Below are 21,899 nucleotides of genomic sequence, written 5' to 3'. Positions count from 1 at the left end.
CTCAGAGTGACGGCAGGGCGTAGGCGGTGGCCGCCAGTTGGCCGGGCAGGGCCTCGATGCGGGCGTTCAGCTCCGCCATCAGGGGGCCGATTCCTTCGCCGGCCCGGGCCGCCTGTTCCAGGGCCAGGCAGCTGTCCCGAATGGCCAGCAGGCCCAGGCTGGCGGCGGCGCCCTTGATGGTGTGAGCCTCGCGCCGGACCCTCTCCGGATCGTCGGCGGACACGGCCTGGGCGGCGGCCGCGTGGCGGGCGCGGGCGTCCTCCAGGAACTTCTCCAGGATTTCCACCACCGTGTCGGCCTCGATGTCGGCGGCCAGGGCGTCCAGCACGTCGAGGTCGACGGCCAGGGCGGAGGGCAATGGCGATGGCGCGGCGGGCCTGGTTTGCGACGCGCCGGAATAGGGTGCCAGGGCCTCGGCCAGCTTGCGGCGGTCGATGGGCTTTGAGATGTAGCCGTTCATGCCGGCGTCGAAGCACATCTGGTCGTCGCCGCGCATGGCGTTGGCGGTCATGGCGACGATGGGAATCCGGGCGGCGGGGGTGGAGAGCGCCCGAATGGCCCGCGTGGCTTCCAGCCCGTCCATCTCGGGCATCTGCACGTCCATCAGCACCAGATCGTAGGGCAGCAGGCGGACCGCCTCCAGCGCCTCGGCGCCGTCGCCCACCACGTCCACCGTGTGCCCCAGCTTGCGCAGCAGGCCGAGCGCCACCTGCTGGTTCACGGGATTGTCTTCGGCCACCAGGATGCGCAGCCGCCTGCCGCCGGCCTCGGGGACGGCGGAATCCCGCTCCGTTTCGTCCCGGCGTTCGGTGGTTTCCGTCACCCCCAGCATCCGCCCGATGGTGTCCAGCAGCGAAGTCTGGCGCAGCGGCTTGTGCAGGAAGGCGTCGATGGCCATCTGGCCGTCCTGATGCTCGGCCGGCAATCCCTGGGACGAGGTGACGATGATCCTGGTGTTCTTCAGCATGGGAATGGCGCGGATCATGCGGACCATTTCCGAACCGGTGACCATGGGCATCTGGGAATCGATGATCGCCGCCTCCCAGGGTTCGCCCATGGCGGCGGCGCGGGTCAGCTCGCCCATGCCCGTCCCGGCGTCGGGGCAGGCCTGGACCAGGATGCCGAAGGCCCTCAGCTGGCGTTCGATGACGTCGCGGTTGACGTCGTTGTCGTCCACCACCAGCACCCGGCGCCCGGCCAGGTCGGGCGGCGACGCCGCCTGGGCGGCCAGCAGTTCCAGCGGAACGATGATCCAGAAGGTGGAGCCCTTGCCGGCTTCGCTGTCCACCCCGATGGAGCCGCCCATCAGTTCGGCCAGGCGCCGCGAGATGGCCAGTCCCAGCCCGGTGCCGCCGTAGCGCCGGGCGGTGGAGGCGTCCACCTGCGAGAACATGGAGAACAGCCGCGACTGCGCCTCGGGGGGGATGCCGATGCCGGTATCGCGGATGGCGAAGCGCACCATGCGGGTGCCGCCGGCTCCCTCCAGCGGGGACACCTCGATGGAGACGCCGCCCTGATGGGTGAACTTGACGGCGTTGCCGCCCAGATTCATCAGGATCTGGCGCAGGCGGCCGGGGTCGCCGCGCACCAGCATGCGCAGCTCGGGGTCGATCAGGCCGGCGATCTCGATGCCCTTGGCGTGGGCGCGCGGCGCCAGGATGTCCAGCACGCTTTCCACCAGGGGCGCCAGCTCGAATTCGGTGTAGTCGAGGTCGAGCTTTCCCGCCTCCATCTTGGAGAAATCCAGGATGTCGTTGATGACGGTCAGCAGGGATTCGCCGGAATCGCGGATGGTCTCGGCGAAGTGGCGCTGCTCCTCGGTCAGCCTGGTGTCCAGCAGCAGCCCGGTCATGCCGATCACCCCGTTCATGGGGGTGCGGATCTCGTGGCTCATGGTGGCGAGGAACTCGGACTTGATGCGGTTGGCGGCCTCGGCGGCCTCCTTGGCCTCGCGCAGGCGGCGCTCGACCTCCGCCTGGGCGGCGCGCAGGCGCTCCTCGGCCTCGATCTCCTCGGTGATGTCCGACGCGGTGCCGCGATAGCCGAGGAATTCCCCGCCGGGGCCGAACACCGGCTTGCCGTTGACCTGGAGGACCCGGCCCGGTCCGCCCATTTCCTTGGTGCGGTAGACGAAGTCGCGGAACGGGCGGCGCGCCTCCATGTCGGCCAGGTTCCGCAGCCTGGCCTCCATGGGCGTCTCGTCGGAGATCATCTCGTCGCGGGTCCGGCCGACGTAATGGCTGGGCAGCGCCTGGGTATGCTCGGTGAACTGGCCCGAGAAGCCGGTGAAGCGGAGGTCCGGCCCCATCTCCCAGAACCAGTCCGAGGTGGACTGGGCGAAGTCACGGAAGCGTTCCTGGCTTTCCGCCATCTCGCGTTCGATGCGCTTCCTTTCGGAAATGTCGCGCATGATCACCACGAACTGGGGGGATCCGGTGGGGGCGAGGTCGCCGGCGGCCAGCTCGATGGGAAAGGACTGGCCGCCCCGGCGCCGGGCCACGGTCTCGCGGCCCAGGGCGAAGATGCGCTCCATGGTGCGGATGGCCTCGCCGCCGGGCCTGGCCAGGGGAAGGAGGATTTCGATGCTGCCGCCCACCACTTCGTCGCGCTCGTAGCCGAAGATGGAGAGCAGGGCGGGGTTGACGCTGACGATGATGCCGTCGGGGTCGGCGATGACGATGCCCTCGCCGACGGTGTTGAGGATCGCCTGAAGGTGTGCCTCGGCCTGGCGGCGGGATTCCCGGTTGGCGGCGCGCAGTTCCTCTTCCATCAGCCGGGCCGAGCGGTCGGACAGGCGCCGTTCCCGGTCGTGCTCCTCGTAGGAATCGCTGATGAGGCGCAGCAGCGTGTCGAAATCGGGCGTGCCGTCGGCCACGCCCCGCGCGGCGCGGGCCAACTGGCGTTGCAGCAGGCGGTGAAGGGGGGGCGGAGGAGACAATCAGCGCTCGGAAATGGTGGTGATGGTCATGGTCTGGTTGTGCAGCTCGCACTTGCCGGTGAAGCCGTGGGGCGAAATCTCGCCGTAGGAGTAGAAGCCCATCAGGCTGGCGCCCTTGCCCAGGACGTCGGCGACGATCTCCACTTCCTCGGCGATGCGCTGGCCCATCAGCAGCTTGCGCCCGATGCAGCTGACCAGCAGGCCGAGGCAAGGCCCGCCCACCGCCGCCGCCGATTCCGCGGCTCGCCCGGCCCCGTCCACCAGATTGTCGAAATTGCCGCGCATCAGCCGGGCCAGATGGCCGGTGGGCATGTCGCCGGCGAAGATCATCGACTTGGCTTCCTCGTCGATGCCGACGATGGTGCGCACCACCTCGCCGCCGTCGTCGGCGCCCTGGGGGCGGATGGACAGCGGGAACAGCAGGGCGCTGCCGGGCAATCCCTGCGCTTCCTCGCCGAGATAGCGCTTGTAGAGGTCGAGCGCCGGCTCGCCGTCCAGCTCGTAAAGGATGTTGGCCGCCGAGCGGGTGATGGTGCGCGGCGGGCCGAATTCGTCCCAGCCGCCGAAGCTGCCGTGCCCGATGGCCAGCGATTCGCCGTAGAAGCCCACCGCCGCCACCCGGCCCGGTCGCATGACGTCGTCGCAGCCCACCGCCGTGGACTGGAAGCGGGCACCGTCGCCGGCCAGCCCGCCGGTCACCACCACCTCGGGAGCGGCGGCTTCCACGCAGCCGGCCACCAGGGAATCGCCATTGACCCCGGTGCCGTCGGACAGGATGAAGATGGCCCGCAGACCGGGGCCGGCCAGATCGCGGGCCAGGGCGGCGCCGGTGTCGCGCGATTGCGACACGTCCGACAGGTCGCGGGCGGCCACCCGCACCGTCGCCCGGCCGAAGCCCAGCGCCGAGACCACCACGGAATCGTCGATGACCTCGGAACCGAGAATCTCGCCGCCGGTGGTGCAGCCCAGGATGGGGGCATCGCCATAGGCGGCGCGAAGATCCGTCAGGATGGTCTCGGCCGGCAGGCTGCCGGGGGCGGCGAAGTACAGAACCAGACTGGATTTCTCGCCACGCTGTCCGGTGACGCTCCAGCCCTGGCCCGGCATCCACAGCCTCTGCTCGATCCACATGGACGGCCCTCCCTCAAATGCGTAGTTCTGCGGATGGGATCGTAGCGGCAAAATGTTGATGAATTATAACTTTGATATAAACCGAATGGCAATAATGCCCCCCCTCGGGGCGGAAGAAGAGCGTTACCCTCTGTTACTGACAGGCCGTGCGGCACCGTTCATAATCCAGCCCGACGGAATTCCCGGGAGTGGGCCTTGCCTTCCTTTGACCTGAAGAATCCCCTGTGGCGCAAAGGCGCGCTGGTCGCCGGCGGTCTGGCGCTGGCGGCCGGTCTGGCGCTGGCGCTGCTGCCGCAACAATCCCAGCCGGCGCGCAACGGGGCCAGGCCGGGTGGCCCCGACGGCCGGCCGGTGGCCGTGACGGTGGCCAACGTGGCCCGGCGCGACATGCCCATCTATCTCGACGCCATCGGCACGGTGCAGGCCTACAATACCGTGACGGTGCGTTCGCGGGTGGACGGCGAGCTGGTCGAGGTGCTGTTCAGGGAAGGCCAGGACGTCCAGGCCGGCGACGTGCTGGCCCAGATCGATCCGCGCACCTATCGCGCCCAGTACGAGCAGGCCCTGGCCACCCGCGACAAGGACACCGCCCAGCTGGAGGCGGCGCGGCGCGACCTCGCCCGCTACGTCAGCCTGGGCGACCGCGTCACCGGCCAGAGCGTCGATACCCAGCGCGCCCTGGTCCGCCAGCTGGAGGCCACGGTGCGCGCCGACGAGGCGGCGGTCTCCAATGCCAGGACCATGCTGTCCTACACCGTCATCACCGCTCCCATCGGCGGGCGGACCGGCATGCGGCTGGTGGACAGGGGCAACATCGTGCGGGCCTCGGACGCCACCGGCCTGGTGACGCTGACCCAGGTACAGCCCATCTCGGTGGTCTTCACCCTGCCGCAGCAATCCCTGGGCGCGGTCAACGAGCGCCTGCGCCAGGACGGCAAGCTGCAGGTCAGCGCCTTTCAGCCCGAGACCCGAATCCTGGCCGACACCGGCGAGCTGGAACTGGTGGACAACCAGATCGACCAGACCACCGGCACCATCAAGCTGAAGGCGGTGATGCCCAATGCCGAGCGCCGGCTGTGGCCGGGCGGCTTCGTCAACGTCCGCCTGCTGCTGTCGGTGCGCCGTGACGGGCTGGTGGTGCCGGCCCAGGCGGTGCAGCGCGGTCCCCAGGGGCCTTACGTCTTCGCCGTCAGGGAGGATCGCACCGTGGAGATGCGCTCCGTCAAGGTCGCCGCCACCGAGGCTGGCCAGGCCCTGCTGGACGAGGGGCTGACCGAGGGCGATACCGTGGTGGTGGAAGGCACCGCCAAGCTGCAGCCCGGCGCCCGTGTCAGCACCGGCGACAAGGGCGGCGAGGGCGAAGGGAAGGGCCGCGCGGGCAGGTCGCCATGACGCGGCGGGACCAGAGCTTCTTTATCCGTCATCCCGGGCGCAGCGAAGCGCAGACCCGGGATCCAGGGGGGGCGACTCCTGGATCCCGGCTCAAGGCCGGGATGACGCAAACGGTTAAGGCGGAGCCGCGATGAACGTCTCGGCCCCCTTCATCCATCGTCCCGTCGCCACCTGGCTGTTGGCCTTCGCGGTGGTGCTGGCCGGTATTCTGGGTTTTCGCCTGCTGCCGGTCTCGGCCCTGCCCCAGGTGGACTTTCCCACCATCCAGGTGACCACCCAGCTGCCCGGCGCCAGCGCCGAGACGGTGGCAAGCCTGATCACCACGCCGCTGGAACGCCAGTTCGGGCTGATTCCCGGCCTGGCGGTGATGACTTCGACCTCGTCCCAGGGCACCAGCGCGCTGACCCTGCAATTCGACCTCGCCAAGAGCATCGACGTGGCGTCCGAGGAGGTGCAGGCGGCCATCGACGCGGCGCGCGGCGTGCTGCCCACCGGGCTGCCCTATCCCCCGGTCTATTCCAAGGTCAACCCGGCCGATCCGCCGATCATGACCCTGGCGCTGACCTCGGACAGCCTGCCCATCACCCGGCTGAACGACGTGGCCGACACCCTGCTGGCCCAGAAGCTCAGCCAGATCGGCGGCGTGGGGCGCGTGCTGATCGAGGGCGGCCAGCGCCCCGCCGTCCGGGTGCGCATGGACCCGGCCCGCCTGGCGGCCTACAACCTGTCGCTGGAGGACGTGCGCCAGGCGCTCGCCAAGGCCAACGTCGACATGCCCAAGGGCAGTTTCGACGGCGTCTCCCAGGCGCTGTCCATCGGCGCCAACGACCAGATTTCCGATCCCCTGGCCTATCCCGCCCAGGTGGTGGCATGGCGGAACAATGCCCCGGTCCGCGTCGCCGACCTGGGCGACGTGGTGGAGGGTGTCGAGAATTCCCGCGTCGCCGGCTGGTTCGACGGCAAGCCGGCGGTGATCCTCAACATCCAGCGCCAGCCCGGCGCCAACATCGTGGCCACCGTCGACCGGCTCAAGGCCAGGATGCCGGAACTGACCCGCGCCGTGCCCACCGGCATCAAGGTCTCGGTTCTGGCCGACCGCACCGAGACCATCCGCGCCTCGGTGGCCGACGTGCAGTTCACCCTGGTGCTGACCGTCGGCCTGGTGATCGGGGTGATCTGGGCCTTCCTGCGCTCGGTGCGCGCCACCCTGATACCCGCCGTGGCGCTGCCCTTGTCGCTGATCGGCACCTTCGGGGTGATGGCGCTGGCGGGGTTCAGCCTGGACAACCTGTCGCTGATGGCTCTCACCATCTCGGCCGGCTTCGTGGTCGACGACGCCATCGTGATGATCGAGAACATCGTCCGCTACATCGAGAAGGGCATGAAGCCCCTGGACGCCGCCCTGGCCGGGTCCAGGGAGATCGGCTTCACCATCGTGTCGCTGACCGTCTCGCTGGTCGCCGTGTTCATCCCCCTGCTGTTCATGACCGGCATCGTGGGGCGGCTGTTCCGCGAATTCGCCCTGACCCTGGCCGTGGCCGTGGTGGTCTCGGCGGTGGTGTCGCTGACGCTGACCCCCATGATGTGCGGCCATCTGCTGAAGGGCGGCCACGAGGAGGCCAAATCGGGGCGCTTCTTCGAAAGCCTGCGCGACCTCTACGCCCGCTCGCTGGACTGGGTTCTGGGCCGCCAGGTGGCGACCCTGTGGGTGGCCTTCGCCACCCTGGTGCTGACCGTGGCGTTGTATGCGTGGATGCCCAAGGGCTTCCTGCCGTCCCAGGATACCGGCCTGATCGTCGCCACCACCGACGCCCGCGCCGACGTGTCCTTCGCCGCCATGATGGACATGCAGCGCCGGGTGTCCGATCTGGTGCGCACCGACCCGGACGTCACGGCGGTGGCCTCGTTCATCGGGGCCGGTCCCATCAATCCCACCGCCAATACCGGCCAGATGACCATCGTGCTCAAGCCCAGGAAGCAGCGCTCGGCCGGCGCGGAGGAGATCATCGCCCGGCTGGCCGACAAGGTGGCGCCGGTGGCGGGCATGCAGGTGCATTTCCGTCCCGCCCAGGACATCCAGATCAGCCACCGCACCAGCCGCACCCAGTACCAGTACACGCTGACCGACATCGACGCCGCCGAGCTGGCCCATTGGGTGCCCCAGGTGGTGGAGCGGCTCGGGGCCTCGCCGCTCCTCATGGACGTCGCCACCGATTCCCAGGAGGGCGGGCTGCAGGCCGACATCCGCATCGACCGCGACAAGGCGGCGCGCCTCGGCGTGCCGCTCCAGGCCATCGACGACACCCTTTACGACGCCTTCGGCCAGCGGCAGATCTCGACCATCTATTCCCAGGTCAACCAGTACAAGGTGGTCCTGGAGGTGACGCCGGAATACCAGGCCGGGCCCGAGGCGCTGGGGGCGCTCCATGTCCGCTCCTCCACCGGCGCGCTGGTGCCGCTGTCGGCGGTGGCCCGGGTCGAACGCTCGCGCGTGCCGCTGCTCATCACCCACCAGGGCCAGTTTCCGGCGGTGACCATCAGCTTCAACCTGCGCCCCGGCGTGTCGCTGGGTCAGGCCACGGCGGCCATCGACGCCATCCAGCGCGACATGGGCCTGCCCGAGACCATCACCGGCGACTATTCCGGCGACGCCGCCGAGTTCCGCCGCGCGCTGGACAGCCAGCCCTGGCTGATCCTGGCGGCCATGGTGGTGATCTACATCGTGCTGGGCGTGCTGTACGAAAGCACCATTCATCCGGTGACCATCATGTCCACCCTGCCGTCGGCCGGCATCGGGGCGCTGCTGGCCCTGTTGGCCACCGGCCACGACCTGTCGCTGGTGGGCCTGATCGGCATCGTGCTGCTGATGGGCATCGTCAAGAAGAACGCCATCATGATGATCGACTTCGCCATCGAGGCGGAGCGGCACGAGGGACTGAGCCCCCGGGACGCCATCGTCAAGGCCAGCCTGCTGCGCTTCCGCCCGATCATGATGACCACCATGGCGGCGCTGCTGGGCGCCATTCCGCTGGCCATCGATTTCGGCACCGGCGGCGAGCTGCGCCGGCCGCTGGGTATCTCCATCGTCGGCGGGCTGGTGCTTTCCCAGCTGATCACCCTTTACACCACGCCGGTGATCTATCTCGCCTTCGAGCGGCTGAAGCGGCGCCTGGCGCCCAAGCCGGTGGAGCAGGTGCCGTGAGTGAAATTTATCGTCATCCCGGCCGCGGCGTAGCGAAGAGCCGGGATCCAGGGGGAACGGCTCCTGGACCCCGGGTCTCGCGCTGCTCGCCCGGGGTGACGAAGGAAGCGCAACCATGAACGGCGGCGGCTTCTCCGCCATCTTCATCCGCCGTCCGGTGGCGACCCTGCTGCTGGCGGTCGGATTGTTCCTCACCGGCATGGTCGCCTTCGACCGGCTGCCGGTGGCGCCGCTGCCCAAGGTGGACTTTCCCACCATCGCGGTGACCGCCAAGCTGCCCGGCGCCGATCCCGCCACCATGGCGGCCACGGTGGCGGCGCCGCTGGAGCGCCGCCTGGGCGAGATTCCGGGCGTCGCCGAGATGACGTCCACCAGCACCCAGGGCTCGACCTCCATCACCGTGCAGTTCGACCTGGACCGAAGCATCAACGGCGCCGCCCACGACGTGCAGGCGGCCATCAACGCGGCGGCCTCGGAACTGGCCATCGACCTGCCTTCGCCTCCCACCTACCGCAAGATCAACCCGGCGGAATCGCCCATCCTGATCCTGGCGGTGACGTCGGATTCGCTGCCCTCGGCGCGTGTGTTCGACGCCGCCGACGCCATTCTCGCCAGCCGCATCTCCCAGGTGGACGGGGTGGCGCAGGTGTCGCTGTCCGGCGCCGAGAAGCCGGCGGTCCGCGTCCGGGTCAATCCCGGCCAGCTGGCGGCCATGGGGGTGGGCCTCGAGGATGTGAGGAGCGCGCTCGCGGCGGCCAACGTCAACGCCCCCAAGGGCAGCCTGGACGGCCCGACCGAAGCCATGAGCATCGGCGCCAACGACCAGCTGTTCACCGCCAGCGCCTATGCCCCCCTGATCGTCAAATCGGCCAACGGGGCGGTGGTGCGCCTGTCGGCGGTGGCCTCCGTGGTGGATTCGGTTGAGAACACGCGCCTCGGCGGCTGGTTCAACCGCGACAAGGGCGTGCTGGTGATCATCAGCAAGCAGCCGGGCGCCAACGTGGTCGAGACGGTGGACCGCATCAAGGAGATCCTGCCCCAGCTCCGGCGCTGGATGCCGGCCGGCACCAAGGTCTCGGTGGTGTCGGACCGCACCATCAACATCCGCGGCAATCTCGACGACGTGGAGACCACGCTGGCCATCTCCATCGGGCTGGTGATCCTGGTGGTCTACCTGACGCTGGGGCGGATGACGCCCACCGTGGCCGCCTCGGTCACCGTGCCGCTGTCGCTGGCCGCCACCTTCGCCTTCATGTGGCTGGTGGGCTATTCCCTGAACAACATCTCGCTGATGGCGGTGACCATCTCGGTGGGCTTCGTGGTCGACGACGCCATCGTGATGATCGAGAACATCTCGCGCCACATGGAAAAGGGCGAGGGGCCGCTGGAGGCGGCCATCAAGGGGTCGAGGGAGATCGTCTTCACCGTGGTCTCCATCACGCTCTCGCTGGTGGCGGTGTTCATTCCCCTGCTGTTCATGGGCGGCATCCTGGGCCGCCTGTTCCGCGAATTCGCCGTGACGCTGTCGGTGGCGATCATGGTTTCGGCGGTGGTGTCGCTGACGGTGACGCCGACCCTGTTCGGCCATCTGATGGCGCTTCGGCCCAAGCAACGTCCGCTGTCCGGCCCGGCCAAGGCGGGCGAGGCGGCCATGGCCTGGCTGGAGCGGGCCTACGAGCGCAGCCTGGGCCTGGCGCTGGCCCATCGCCGCCTGATGCTGGCGGTGACGCTGGGCACCGTGGCGCTGACCGTGTTCCTCTACGGCCAGGTGGCCAAGGGCTTCTTTCCGCCCCAGGACACCGGGCTGGTGTTCGCCAGCATCGAGGGCCGCGTCGACATCTCGTTCCGCACCATCGCCGAGCGCCAGCAGAAGGTGGCCGAGGTGGTGCTGTCCGATCCGGCGGTGGAAGGGCTGGGTTCGTTCGTCGGCTCGGGCGGACCCGGGGGCGCGGGGCATACGGGGCGCATGTTCATCAACCTGAAGCCCCTGGGCGAGCGCAAGGAATCAGCCCAGGACGTCATCAACCGCCTGCGGCCCAAGCTGGCCCAGGTGGAGGGCGTCTCGGTGTTCCTGATGGCGGGGCAGGACATCCGCATCGGCGGGCGCATGGGCAAGGCCCAGTTCCAGTTCGTGCTGTTCAGCGAATCCCTCGACGAGTTGCGTGAATGGACGCCCAAACTGGTGGAGCGCCTGAAAGCCGAGCCCGGGCTGGTGGACGTCTCGTCGGACCAGGACGCCGCCATTCCCCAGATGCAGGTGGTGGTGGACCGCGACGCTGCCGCCCGGCTGGGCGTTTCCATGACCGACGTGGATCAGGTGCTGCAGAACGCCTTCGCCCAGCGGCAGGTCTCCACCATCTACACCCAGCGCAACCAGTACAAGGTGGTGCTGGAGGTGGAGCCCCGCTTCCAGGAGGACCCGTCGTCGCTGCACCTGCTGTGGGTCAAGTCCAAGGACGGGCGCCAGGTGCCGCTGGACGCCCTGGCCCGTTTCGAGCCCTCGACCGCCCCTGTCTCGGTGGCCCACCAGGGCCAGTTCCCGGCGGCGACGCTGACCTTCAACCTGACCCCCGGAACGCCGCTGGGCGAGGCGGCCTCCCGTCTGCAGGCGGCGGCGCGCGACATCGGCCTGCCGGCCGGGGTGCGCTGGGAATTCGCCGGCAACGCCAAGGTCTTCGCCGAATCGCTCAAGGACCAGCCGATCCTGATCCTGGCCGCCCTGCTGGCCATCTACATCGTGTTGGGCGTGCTGTACGAAAGCCTGTTGCACCCCGTCACCATCATCTCGACCCTGCCCTCGGCGGGCATCGGGGCGCTGCTGGCCCTGATGGGCACCAATACCGAGCTGACCCTGATCAGCGTCATCGGCGTGTTCCTGCTGATGGGCATCGTCAAGAAGAACGGCATCCTGATGGTGGATTTCGCCATCGAGGCCGAGCGCCGGGGCGTGCCGCCGCCGGATGCCATCGTCCAGGCCTGCCGCACCCGCTTTCGCCCCATCCTGATGACCACGCTCACCGCCCTGCTGGGGGCGGTGCCGCTGGCGCTGGCCACCGGGCCGGGCGGGGCGCTGAGAAGGCCGCTGGGCATCGCCATCGTGGGCGGGCTGGTGCTCTCCCAGCTGCTCACCCTCTACACCACGCCGGTGGTCTATCTGTGGATGGCGCGGCTCAAGGCGTGGAGCAAGGGGCGGCGCGCGGAGGGGGCGGCATGACCGGCTCAGTCCGGTTCCGCCTCGCCGGTGGCGGCGAGGCGGGCAAGCCGCGTCACCGTGGTGGGATGCACCCCCAGCTCGCGGGCGATGGAGGCGGCGGTGCGCCCGGCCGCCAGTTCGCCCGCCACCTGGGCGATCCGGGCGGAATCCAGCTTGCGGGGCCGCCCCGGCCGGGCGCCCGACAGGGCCGCTTCATAGAGGCCGGCGTTGCGGCGTTCGGCCATCTGCCGGTTCTCGAACTCGGCGAAGGCGGCCAGCACGTTGCGCGCCGCCGGGATGGAGGTGTCGATCTTTTCCAGCACCAGCCGCAAGGTGGCGCCGCGCCCATGCACGTGCCGCGAGATGCGCAGCACCTCGGACACCGAGGGCGCCAGATGGGCAATGGAGGGCGAGACCAGCACGTCGCCGTTGCTGAGCGACGCCACCAGCTGGGTGCGGGCGCTGGTGCGCCCCGCTTCGTCGGACTCGATGCGCAGGCAGCGTTCCGCCCGCAACACGGCGGTGGGGGCGGCCTCTTCTCCGCCGTCGATTCTACGGAAATAGCCAACGATCATGATTCAACCGATTTCCTGCGCGAAGGCGGGAATGGTAGCGGCTTTCCCCAGGTTGTCCACATGTTTCGCACGGTCTTTTCGCAAGGGTCGTTTCCCGTGGCCGTGAGTTGTGCCTTGGTGTGTCGGCCATGTGAATCCTGGACTCGCCTATTTTGCATGGTAATTTTACAGCCGGTGTGTAAACCGGGTGTGACGATGGGTGTGAGAAATTGCTTCATCGCTATCAACAGGTACCTTAGGTTGAAAGGCCGGCCGAGTCGGGTTTTGTCCGCATTCGTGCCGGCACGGGCGATGAAGCATGGGGGATGGCGGGGAGACGCCCGCCCGGGCCGCCCTGTTTTCCACAATTTATGCACGGTATTTTTGCGTGGTGTGACGGTGGGCTGGATCGACCGGCTGGGGCCGGTCTCTTGGGGCGCAAGGCCCAGCTTCACCTTTTGCAGTGATATTTCGCAGGGCTTCTGTAAATGCCTTGCAACAGGGATGGGGTGCTTTCGTTTGCGAAATATCAACAAGGCCGCGCCGAGGCGTGGACGGGAGATGACGACGTGAGGAAAACCGCTCTTTCCGCCCTTTCCGTGGCACTGCTGTCGGCCTGCTCGGTGGGCGACGCCTATGTGAAGCCCGAGACGCCTCACCCGGCCCGGTGGGCCAACGCCGCGCAAGCCAATGTGTGGCCCGGCACCGACTGGTGGCGTCAGTTCGGCTCGGCCCGCCTGGACGAGCTGATGACCCGTGCCCAGGCCGCCAATTTCGATCTGGCCGCCGCCACCGCCAGGGTGCGGCAGGCCGACGCCCAACTGGGAATCGCCGGGGCGTCGCTGCTGCCCTCGCTGTCGGCCGAGGCGGGCTCGACCCGGGCGCGGGCCTCGCGGGCGGCGTCGTCCACCGCCACCACCAAGGCGCGTCACACCACCACCACCAGCGCCACGCTGGCCGCCAGCTATGAGATCGATTTCTGGGGCAAGAACGCCGCCGCCGTGGATTCAGCCCAGGCGGCGGCCCAGGCGTCGCGCTTCGACCTGCAGACCGCGACCCTGACCGCCCAGTCGGGGGTGGCGACCACCTATTTCGAGATTCTGGGGTTGCAGGAACGAATCCGCCTGATCCGGGAATCCATCGCCAATTCCGAGGGCATCCTGGCGGTGTTCCAGGACCGCCTGCGGGCCGGCACCGCCACCTCGCTGGACGTGGCCCAGCAGGAAAGCGTGCTGGCGGCGCAAAAGGCCACCCTGGCGCCGCTGGAGCGCCAGATGCGCCAGGACTACAACGCGCTGGCCATCCTCACCGGCCGCCTGCCCGAGGAATTCGGGCTGGTGCCCGAGAGCCTGGGGGCGCTTCGCGTGCCGGTGGTCGGCGCGGGCCTGCCGTCCGAGCTGCTGGCCCGGCGCCCCGACGTGCAATCGGCCGAGGCCAGCTTGCGCGCCGCCAACGCCGACATCGCCGCGGCCCGCGCCGCGTGGTTCCCGGCCATCTCGCTCACGGGGCAGGGCGGATTCCAGAGCCTGGACCTGATGAAGATGATGACGGCGGAAAGCCTGCTGTGGTCGGTGGCGTCCACCGCCACCCAGGCCATTTTCGACGGCGGCAAGATTGCCGGCACGGTGGAGCAGAAACGGGCCCGCTTCGACGAACTGGCCCAGACCTACCGCAAGGCGGTGGCTTCGGCCTTCTCCGACGTGGAGAACGCCCTGATCGCCGTGGAAAAGGCCGCCGAGGAGGTGGAGGCCCAGCGCAATTCCGAAGCCACCGCGCGCCGCGCCTTCGAGATCGCCCAGGCCCAGCTGGCCGGCGGCATCGTCGACGTCACCACCGTGCTCAACACCCAGAAGACCCTGTTCTCGGCCCAGGACGCCCTGGCCCAGGCCCGCCTCGGCCAGATGCAGGCCATCGTCGGCCTCTACAAGGCGCTGGGCGGCGGGTGGCGGGCGGGGTGAGGCATCCGCTGTTCCGTCATGCCCGGCCTTGTGCCACGGGTGTTCGGTTTACTTCTGCCAGCACTGGTCTCTTGCCTTGCCCAGGCTTGGTTTGAGATGGCCCCACCGGAATGGGGATACGGAAAAGCCTCTTCAACCACCAAGACACCAAGGACACCAAGAGGACGGAGCTGATCGCCCCGCCCAACCTCACCGTCATGGCCGGGCATCGTCCCGGCCATCCACGCGGATCCGCTGGAATGCCTCATGAAGCAATAGTCCCTGCGGATGGGCGTGGATGCCCGGAACAAGTCCGGGCACGACGCACCTGGAATGTCCTCTTGGTGTCTTGGTGGTGAAAAAACCCGTCCGCCAGCACCCAGGCAATTAAACCTGTGCCGGGCATCCACGCCTTTCCGCCTGGTTTAGCGGTTGAGTGGCCGGCACCACGTGGATACGCGGGTCAAGCCCGCGCATGACGGTAACAGGAATAAATCAATCGATAGAATCGATTTCAGAAACAAGTCTAACTCGTTTCACTCGATCAATCGCTTCGGATAGGGTCTGTCCATCGGTTCACACCAAGGAGATGACCCCCATGGCCTTCAACCCCGCCTCCCCGACCATCGCCAACCTCGAAGCGGCCTTCGCCGGCGAGTCCATGGCCAACCGCAAGTACCTCTACTTCGCCCGCCGGGCCCGCGAGCTGGGTGCCGTCGAGGTGGCCGAGGTCTTCGAGCGCACCGCCGAGCAGGAAACCATGCACGCCTTCGGACACCTTGAACTGCTCTATCCCAAGGCCGAACTGACGGTCGAGAAGATGCTGCAGATGGCCATCGACGGCGAGACCTACGAGTACACCGAGATGTACCCCAAGTTCCGCCACCTGGCCGAGCAGGAGGGCAACAAGGCCGCCGTGGCCGAGATGGACGAGCAGATCGCCGAATCCAAGGAGCACGCCGAGCGCTTCGCCAAGATCCTCGCCACCGCCGCCAAGCGCTTCGCCGCCCTGGCCAAGGTCGAGGAGAAGCACGCCGGCCACTACCAGGCGACCCTGAACGCCCACAAGGGCTGAACCACGGTAAAGGAGACCGGAAGATGAGTAACGATCAGATCTGGATCTGCGTGGTGTGTGGCCTGGTCTACGACCCCGTCCTCGGCCTGCCCGAGGACGGAATCCCCCCGGGCACCGCCTTCGAGGACATTCCCGACGACTGGTCCTGCCCCGATTGCGGGGTCAGCAAGGAAGATTTCGAACCCCACCAGGACGCCACCTGGATCCCCCCCAAGATGGCCGTCATCTGAGAGCAACCCCAATCGGAGGACCAATCATGAAGAAGTATGTCTGCGTCGTGTGTGGTTTCGTCTATGACCCGGCCGTCGGCATGCCCGACGACGGCATCCCGGCCGGCACCGCCTTCGAGGACATCCCCGACGACTGGACCTGCCCCGATTGCGGCGTGTCCAAGTCCGATTTCGAAGTCCAGGAGGGCTGAATCATGGAGAGCGCCGCCCAAAACGGTGTGGTCATCCTCGGCAGCGGGCTGGGGGGGTATACCCTGGCCCGCGAGCTGAGGAAGCTCGACACCAACGTCGCCATCACCATCGTCACCGCCGACGGCGGCGAGTCCTACTCCAAGCCCATGCTGTCCGCCGCCTTCGCCCAGGGCAAGGACCCGTCCTCCCTGGTGCAGAAGAGCGCCGAGCAGATGGCGGCCGACCTTCGCGCCACCGTCCTGGCGCGTCACCGGGTCGCCGCCATCCGCCGCGACACCCATGCCGTGGTGGTGCGCCGTCCCGACGGCGGCGAGTTCGAACTGGGATACGGCAAGCTGGTGCTGGCCATCGGCGCCGATCCGCGGCCCTACTGGGTCGAGGGCTGCGAGGACGCCGACATCCGCACCGTCAACGACCTGGACGACTACGCCGCCTGGCGGGCGGCGCTGAAGCCCGGCGCCCGCGTCCTGCTGGTGGGCGCCGGCCTGATCGGCTCGGAATTCGCCAACGACCTGGCCGGAGCGGGCCACAACGTCACCGTGGTCGACCCGGCGCCCTGGCCGCTCGGCCGCCTGCTGCCCCAGGCGCTGGGCGAGGAGATGGCCAAGGCGCTGGGCGACGCGGGCGTCACCTTCCATCTCGGCCGCTCGGTGGCCTATTGGAACAAGGGCCGCGCCGCGCTCGACGACGCCACCATGATCCACTACGACCAGGCGCTGTCGGCCATCGGCCTGGTGCCGCGCACCCGGCTGGCCTTCGAGGCCGGGCTGAAGGTGGAACGGGGCATCGTGGTGGACCGCAAGCTCCGCACCTCGGATCCCGACATTTTCGCCATCGGCGATTGCGCCGAGACTCCGGCCGGGCCGCTGCCCTTCGTCCTGCCGCTGATGGCCGAGGCCAAGGCCGTGGCCGCCACCCTGGCCGGCACCGAGACCGAATTGAAGCTCCCGGCGCTGCCCGTGGTGGTCAAGACCCCGGCCCTGCCCATGGTGGTCTGCCCGCCCGCGCCCGGCGCCGCCGGCGAGTGGGTGATGGAAGGCGAGGGCCGCGACCGCAAGGCGCTGTTCGTCGCCCCCGACGGCCGCAAGCTGGGCTTCGCCCTGTCGGGCGCGCGGGCGGGCGAGCGCCAGGCCCTGGCCAGGGAGATGCCTGATCTGTTGTGACAAACGTCAAATGATGGTTTGCTGGGTGTCGGATGGGCAAACGTATAGGGGAGAGTTTTCCGATGAAGCTTCAGCTTGCCGCTTTCGCCGCTGTCGCGACCCTGGCCGGGACGGCGTTTGCCGCCGACCCGCCGGCGGCCTTCACGCCGTGCAAGGCCTGCCACAAGGTCGAGGCCGGCGCCAACGGCGTCGGGCCCAGCCTGTTCGGCGTGGTCGGTTCCAAGGCGGGCACGGCGGCGGCGGGCTTCAAGTATTCCCCGGCCCTGGTCGCCTGGGGCAAGACCTGGGACGACGCCAATCTGGCGGCCTATCTCGCCAATCCCAAGGACACCATCCCCGGCAACAAGATGGTGTTCGCCGGCACCAAGAATCCCGACGACGTGGCGGCGCTGATCGCCTACATGAAGACGCTGAAGTAGCGGTCAATCCTGTCATCCTGAGCGTGAGCGAAGGATCTTTCACGCGCGGCCACCAGCCAGCCTGAAAGATCCTTCCGGCGCGTTGCACCGTCAGGATGACATGCCGTGCCTACCGCCCCCGGGCCTCCTCCGCCGCATGGGCGGCGGCGGCGCGGGCGTGGTGGCCGGCCACCATCTTCCTGATCACCACATAGAAGATGGGCGTGAACACCAGCCCGAAGGCGGTGACGCCCAGCATGCCGAAGAACACGGCCGTCCCCAGGCTCTGGCGCATCTCGGCGCCCGCGCCGGTGCCGATCACCAGGGGCAGCACGCCCAGCACGAAGGCCAGCGAGGTCATCAGGATGGGGCGCAGGCGGGTGCGTCCGGCGTGGATTGCGGCCTCGATGCGGTCCATGCCTTCATTCTCCGCCTGCCGGGCGAACTCGACGATCAGGATGGCGTTCTTGGCCGCCAGGCCGATCAGCACGATGAAGCCGATCTGGGCCAGGATGTTGATGGGCAGGCCGCGGATGATCAGGCCGGTGACGGCGGCCAGCAGGCACATGGGCACGATCAGCACCACGGCGGCGGGCAGCGACCAGCTTTCGTACTGGGCGGCCAGCAGCAGGAAGACGAACAGCACCGATGCCGCGAAGACGAACAGGCCGTTGTTGCCGGCCAGCAATTCCTGCAGCGCCAGCTCCGTCCATTCGAAGCCGAAGCCGTCGGGCAACCGCTCGGCGGCCAGGATCTTCATCCGTTCCAGCGCGTAGCCCGAGGCGTAGCCCGGGGCCGCCGCGCCCTGCACCTCGGCCGCCGGGAACAGGTTGTAGCGCGGCACGCGGTAGGGGCCGGTGTCGAAGCGGAACTCGGCCACCGCGCCGAGCGGCACCATCTGGCCCTTGTCGTTCCTGACCCTGATGGCGGCGATGTCCTCGATGTCCTTGCGGAAGGGGGAATCGGCCTGGGCGGTGACGCGGTAGGTGCGGCCCAGATAGTTGAACTCGTTGACGAAGCTCGATCCCAGATAGATCTGCAGCGCCTCCGAGATGCGCTCGGTGGACACGCCCAGCATCTGCGCCTTCACCCGGTCGATGTCGGCGTAGACGTTGGGGGTCCGCGTGTTGAACAGCGCGAACATGCCGGTCAGGCCGGGCACCTTGGCGGCGGCGGCGGCCATGTCCTGGGCCGCCTCCTCCAGGGCCTTGGAGCCGCGCCCGCCCTTGTCCTGCAGCATCATCTTGAAGCCGCCCGCCGTGCCGATGCCGCGCACCGGCGGCGGCTGGATCGGAATGATCATGGCGTCCTGGACCGAGGCCAGACGCTTCCGGAGGTCGGCCAGGATGACGTTGGACGACAGTCCCTGGGCGTAGCGCTCCTTGAACGGCTTCAAGGGCGTGAACACCGTGGCGGCGTTGGACGCGTTGGTGAAGGTCGAGGCGTCCAGGCCGGCGATCACCACCGTGTGCCCCACGCCGGGGGTCTCGGCCATGATGGCGGAGACCCTTTTCACCACCCCGTCGGTGCGTGACAGCGAGGCGCCGGGCGGCAGCTGCACCACGGTGATCAGGTAGCCCTGGTCCATTTCCGGGATGAAGCCCTTGGGCGTCTTGTAGAACTCGAAGCCGGCCAGGCCGATCAGCCCGGCATAGAGCACCAGCATGATGCCCGATTTCCTCACCACCGAGCGGGTCAGGCTGCCGTAGCCCCCCGCCATGCGGTCGAAGCCGGCATTGAACTTGACGAAGAACAGGGTGACCCAGCGCTTCCATCCCGTCGTCTCGTGGTGGTCCAGCGGGCCGTGGCCGCGGAACAGCAGGGCGCAGAGCGCGGGCGAGAGCGTCAGCGAGACGATCAGCGAAATCACCGTCGAGGCGGCGATGGTCACCGCGAACTGGCGGAAGAACTGGCCCGAGATGCCGGGGATGAAGGCGGCGGGAATGAACACCGCGCACAGCACCAGGGCGATGGAGATCAGGGCGCTGCCCACCTCGTCCATGGTCTGGTGCGAGGCGGAGCGGGCGTTCATGCCGTCCTTCATGTTGCGCTCGACGTTCTCCACCACCACGATGGCGTCGTCCACCACGATGCCCACCGCCAGCACCAGGCCGAACAGCGACAGGTTGTTGAGGGAATAGCCGAGAGCGCCCAGCACGGCGAAGGTCCCCACCAGCGACACCGGAATGGCGGCCAGCGGAATCAGCGAGGCCCGCCAGGTCTGCAGGAACAGGATCACCACCACCACCACCAGCAGCACCGCCTCGAAGATGGTGTTGATCACTTCCCGGACCGACTGGGCGATGAACTGGGTGGGGTTGTAGGCGATGGTGTAGGCGACGCCGGAGGGGAAGGTCTTGGAGATCTCCTCCACCTTGGCCACCACCCGCTCGGCGGTGGCGAGCGCGTTGGAGCCGGGGCGCTGGAACACGCCGACGGGTATGGCGTTCTTGCCGTTGAGATAGCCGTTGATGCTGTAGTCCTGGGCACCCAGCTCGATGCGGCCCACGTCCTTGAGGCGCACCACCCGGCCCTGGGCGTCGGCCTTGACGATCACCTCGCCGAACTGGGCCGGGTCGACCAGGCGGCCCATGGTCTGAACCGAGAACTGGAAGGCGCCCTGGTCGGGCTGGGGCGGCTGGTCCAGCACGCCGGCGGCGATCTGCACGTTCTGGGCCTGCAGCGCCTTGACCACCTCTCCGGCGGTCAGGTTGCGGGCCGCCGCCTTGTCCGGGTCGATCCACACCCGCATGGCGTAGTCCCGCGCGCCGAAGATGCGCACGTCGCCGACGCCGTCCAGGCGGGCCAGCACGTCGATCATCTGCAGCGAGGCGAAGTTGGACAGGTAGATCTGGTCGCGCGAGCCGTCGGGCGAGTTCAGGTGAACCACCAGCAGCATGTCGGGCGAGTTCTTGGCCACCGTCACGCCGATGCGCTTGACGTCGTCGGGCAGCCGCGCCGTGGCCACCGCCACCCGGTTCTGCACCAGCACCTGGGCGGTGTCGAGATTGGTGCCCAGCGCGAAGGTCACCGTCAGCTTCAGGTTGCCGTCGCCGGTGGACTGGCTGTTCATGTACAGCATGTTCTCGACGCCGTTGATCTGCTGTTCCAGCGGCGTGGCGACGGTGTCGGCCACCACCTGGGCCGAGGCGCCGGGATAGGACGCGCTGACCACGATGGTGGGGGGCGCGATCTCGGGATACTGCGCCACCGGCAGGGCGAAGAAGGTGATGCCGCCGATGATGGTGATCAGCACCGACACCACGGTGGCGAAGATGGGGCGGTCGATGAAGAAGTGGGACAGGCGCATCGGAGGGGCTCCCGTCCCGCTACTGGATATTGCCGGGCTGGGCGGTGACCTTGGTTCCCGGCCGGGCGCGCATCAGGCCGTTGATGATCACCTCGTCCTCGGGCGCGAGGCCGTCCTTGATCACCCGCAGCGTTCCGTCCTTGGGGCCGAGGCGGACCACCTTGGGCGTCACGGTGCCGTCCTTGACGGTCATCACCACCTTGCGCGACTGGTCGGTGGCCACCGCCGAATCGGGGACCAGCAGCGCCTGATAGGGCTCCGAGGCGGCCAGACGCACCCGGGCGAAGGCGCCGGGCGGAATGCGGCCTTCCGGATTGTCCACCAGGGCGCGGATGCGGATGGTGCCGGTGCCCCGGTCGATCTGGTTGTCGACGAAGTCGATGCGGCCTTCGCGCTTTTCCCCGCCGACGGTGATCTGCACGCCGGCGCCCACCAGCGGGCCACGGCGGGAGAGGCCGAGGAAGTCGTTCTCGGGGACGTCGAACCCCATCTGGATGGGGTCCTGGGAAACGATGGTGGTCAGCAGGGTGGGCGACGACACGGTGGGGCCGCCGGTGACCAGATTGCCGACGCTCACCTGCTTGGCGCTGATCCGCCCCGAGATGGGGGCGGTGATGCGGGTGAACTGCAGGTTCAGCTCGGCGTCGCGCACCGCGGCCATGGCGGCCTGGGCGGTGGCGCCGGCCCCCCTGGATTCCTCGGTGCGCTGGTCCAGGGTGCTTTCGGCGACGAATTCCTTGCGGTTCAGCTCGCTGGCCCGGGCCAGCTGGCGCCGCGCCAATTCCCTGGTGCCGGACGCCTGGTCCAGCCGGGCCCGCGCCGAGGCCAGGGCGATCTCGTAGGGGCGGGGGTCGATGACGAACAGCAGGTCGCCCTTGCCGACCATCTGGCCGTCGGTGAAATGCACCTCGGTCAGATAGCCGCTGACCCGGGCGCGCACCTCGACGTAATCCCGGGCGGCGAACTGGCCGGTATAGTCGTTCCAGTCGATGACCGTGCGGGTCAGCGGCTGCGCCACCGTCACCGGCGGGGCACCCGCCGGCGGCGCGCCGGCCGGGCCGGACGAGGGGGACGAGAACGAGGCGATTCCCGCCGCCACGCCCAGCAGCGCCAGACCGCCCAGCAGCAGGACGGGAAGCGGAAGTCTGAAGCGGCGGGGTGAACTGTCCATGGATCCGGTCCCG

Annotated in this window: 14 protein-coding genes; 9 read left to right on the top strand and 5 right to left on the bottom strand. The window is 68.6% G+C overall.

All coding sequences use genetic code 11. The annotated features are described in order from the left end of the window. Window position 1: 1 nt before the first annotated feature. Together ACV4UZ_RS13780 and ACV4UZ_RS13775 are read right to left on the bottom strand one after the other, a co-directional pair. Window positions 2-2,938 carry a response regulator gene (locus tag ACV4UZ_RS13780; protein ID WP_491601381.1) on the bottom strand — a complete coding sequence of 979 codons (2,937 nt, stop codon included), beginning with the start codon at window positions 2,936-2,938 and terminating at the stop codon, window positions 2-4. Further along, window positions 2,939-4,069 carry an FIST signal transduction protein gene (locus tag ACV4UZ_RS13775; protein ID WP_491601380.1) on the bottom strand — a complete coding sequence of 377 codons (1,131 nt, stop codon included), beginning with the start codon at window positions 4,067-4,069 and terminating at the stop codon, window positions 2,939-2,941. It abuts the gene before it with no gap. Between the two features lie 195 nt (window positions 4,070-4,264). Here ACV4UZ_RS13775 and ACV4UZ_RS13770 point away from each other — a divergent pair, with 195 nt between their 5' ends. The 3 genes from ACV4UZ_RS13770 to ACV4UZ_RS13760 all read left to right on the top strand — a co-directional run bounded on the left by ACV4UZ_RS13770 (window position 4,265) and on the right by ACV4UZ_RS13760 (window position 11,877). Then, a complete protein-coding gene (locus ACV4UZ_RS13770) occupies window positions 4,265-5,461 on the top strand; it encodes an efflux RND transporter periplasmic adaptor subunit (protein ID WP_491601379.1) in 1,197 nt (398 codons plus the stop codon). Window positions 5,462-5,591: 130 nt separating this feature from the next. Then, window positions 5,592-8,663, top strand: coding sequence for a multidrug efflux RND transporter permease subunit (locus ACV4UZ_RS13765; protein WP_491601378.1), 3,072 nt, complete (start codon window positions 5,592-5,594; stop codon window positions 8,661-8,663). Between the two features lie 115 nt (window positions 8,664-8,778). Further along, window positions 8,779-11,877, top strand: coding sequence for an efflux RND transporter permease subunit (locus ACV4UZ_RS13760; protein WP_491601377.1), 3,099 nt, complete (start codon window positions 8,779-8,781; stop codon window positions 11,875-11,877). 5 nt (window positions 11,878-11,882) lie between these two features. Here ACV4UZ_RS13760 and ACV4UZ_RS13755 read toward each other — a convergent pair whose 3' ends face one another. After that, window positions 11,883-12,431: a recombinase family protein gene (locus ACV4UZ_RS13755; protein ID WP_491601376.1), complete on the bottom strand. Its 549-nt coding sequence runs from the start codon at window positions 12,429-12,431 to the stop codon at window positions 11,883-11,885. Between the two features lie 548 nt (window positions 12,432-12,979). On the opposite strand from ACV4UZ_RS13755, the gene ACV4UZ_RS13750 reads away from it, so the two are divergent. The 6 genes from ACV4UZ_RS13750 (at window position 12,980) to ACV4UZ_RS13725 (ending at window position 17,426) form a co-directional block, all read left to right on the top strand. Further along, window positions 12,980-14,368, top strand: coding sequence for an efflux transporter outer membrane subunit (locus ACV4UZ_RS13750; RefSeq protein ID WP_491601375.1), 1,389 nt, complete (start codon window positions 12,980-12,982; stop codon window positions 14,366-14,368). A 577-nt stretch (window positions 14,369-14,945) separates the two neighbouring features. After that, window positions 14,946-15,422, top strand: coding sequence for a rubrerythrin family protein (locus tag ACV4UZ_RS13745; protein WP_491601374.1), 477 nt, complete (start codon window positions 14,946-14,948; stop codon window positions 15,420-15,422). 23 nt (window positions 15,423-15,445) lie between these two features. Next, complete coding sequence (locus ACV4UZ_RS13740; RefSeq protein WP_491601373.1) at window positions 15,446-15,652, top strand: rubredoxin; 207 nt, start codon at window positions 15,446-15,448, stop codon at window positions 15,650-15,652. A gap of 26 nt (window positions 15,653-15,678) precedes the next feature. Continuing rightward, window positions 15,679-15,843 carry a rubredoxin gene (rd, locus tag ACV4UZ_RS13735; RefSeq protein WP_491601372.1) on the top strand — a complete coding sequence of 55 codons (165 nt, stop codon included), beginning with the start codon at window positions 15,679-15,681 and terminating at the stop codon, window positions 15,841-15,843. 3 nt (window positions 15,844-15,846) lie between these two features. Next, window positions 15,847-17,007 (top strand): NAD(P)/FAD-dependent oxidoreductase, encoded by a 1,161-nt coding sequence (locus tag ACV4UZ_RS13730; protein ID WP_491601371.1) that lies wholly within the window; start codon window positions 15,847-15,849, stop codon window positions 17,005-17,007. Between the two features lie 62 nt (window positions 17,008-17,069). Beyond that, on the top strand, window positions 17,070-17,426 hold the full coding sequence (locus ACV4UZ_RS13725) for a c-type cytochrome (protein WP_491601370.1): 357 nt from the start codon (window positions 17,070-17,072) through the stop codon (window positions 17,424-17,426). Between the two features lie 109 nt (window positions 17,427-17,535). On the opposite strand, the gene ACV4UZ_RS13720 is transcribed toward ACV4UZ_RS13725, so the two are convergent. Both ACV4UZ_RS13720 and ACV4UZ_RS13715 read right to left on the bottom strand, forming a co-directional pair. Continuing rightward, the gene (locus tag ACV4UZ_RS13720) at window positions 17,536-20,715 is read right to left on the bottom strand and encodes an efflux RND transporter permease subunit (RefSeq protein WP_491601369.1); all 3,180 of its coding nucleotides are present in this window, start codon (window positions 20,713-20,715) and stop codon (window positions 17,536-17,538) included. A 19-nt stretch (window positions 20,716-20,734) separates the two neighbouring features. Continuing rightward, the gene (locus ACV4UZ_RS13715) at window positions 20,735-21,886 is read right to left on the bottom strand and encodes an efflux RND transporter periplasmic adaptor subunit (RefSeq protein WP_491601368.1); all 1,152 of its coding nucleotides are present in this window, start codon (window positions 21,884-21,886) and stop codon (window positions 20,735-20,737) included. Window positions 21,887-21,899 lie beyond the last annotated feature (13 nt).

This window comes from Paramagnetospirillum sp. (assembly GCF_058402745.1).
The sequence above is the reverse complement of the archived record's forward strand: the minus strand, read 5'-3'. Positions and strand labels throughout refer to the sequence as shown.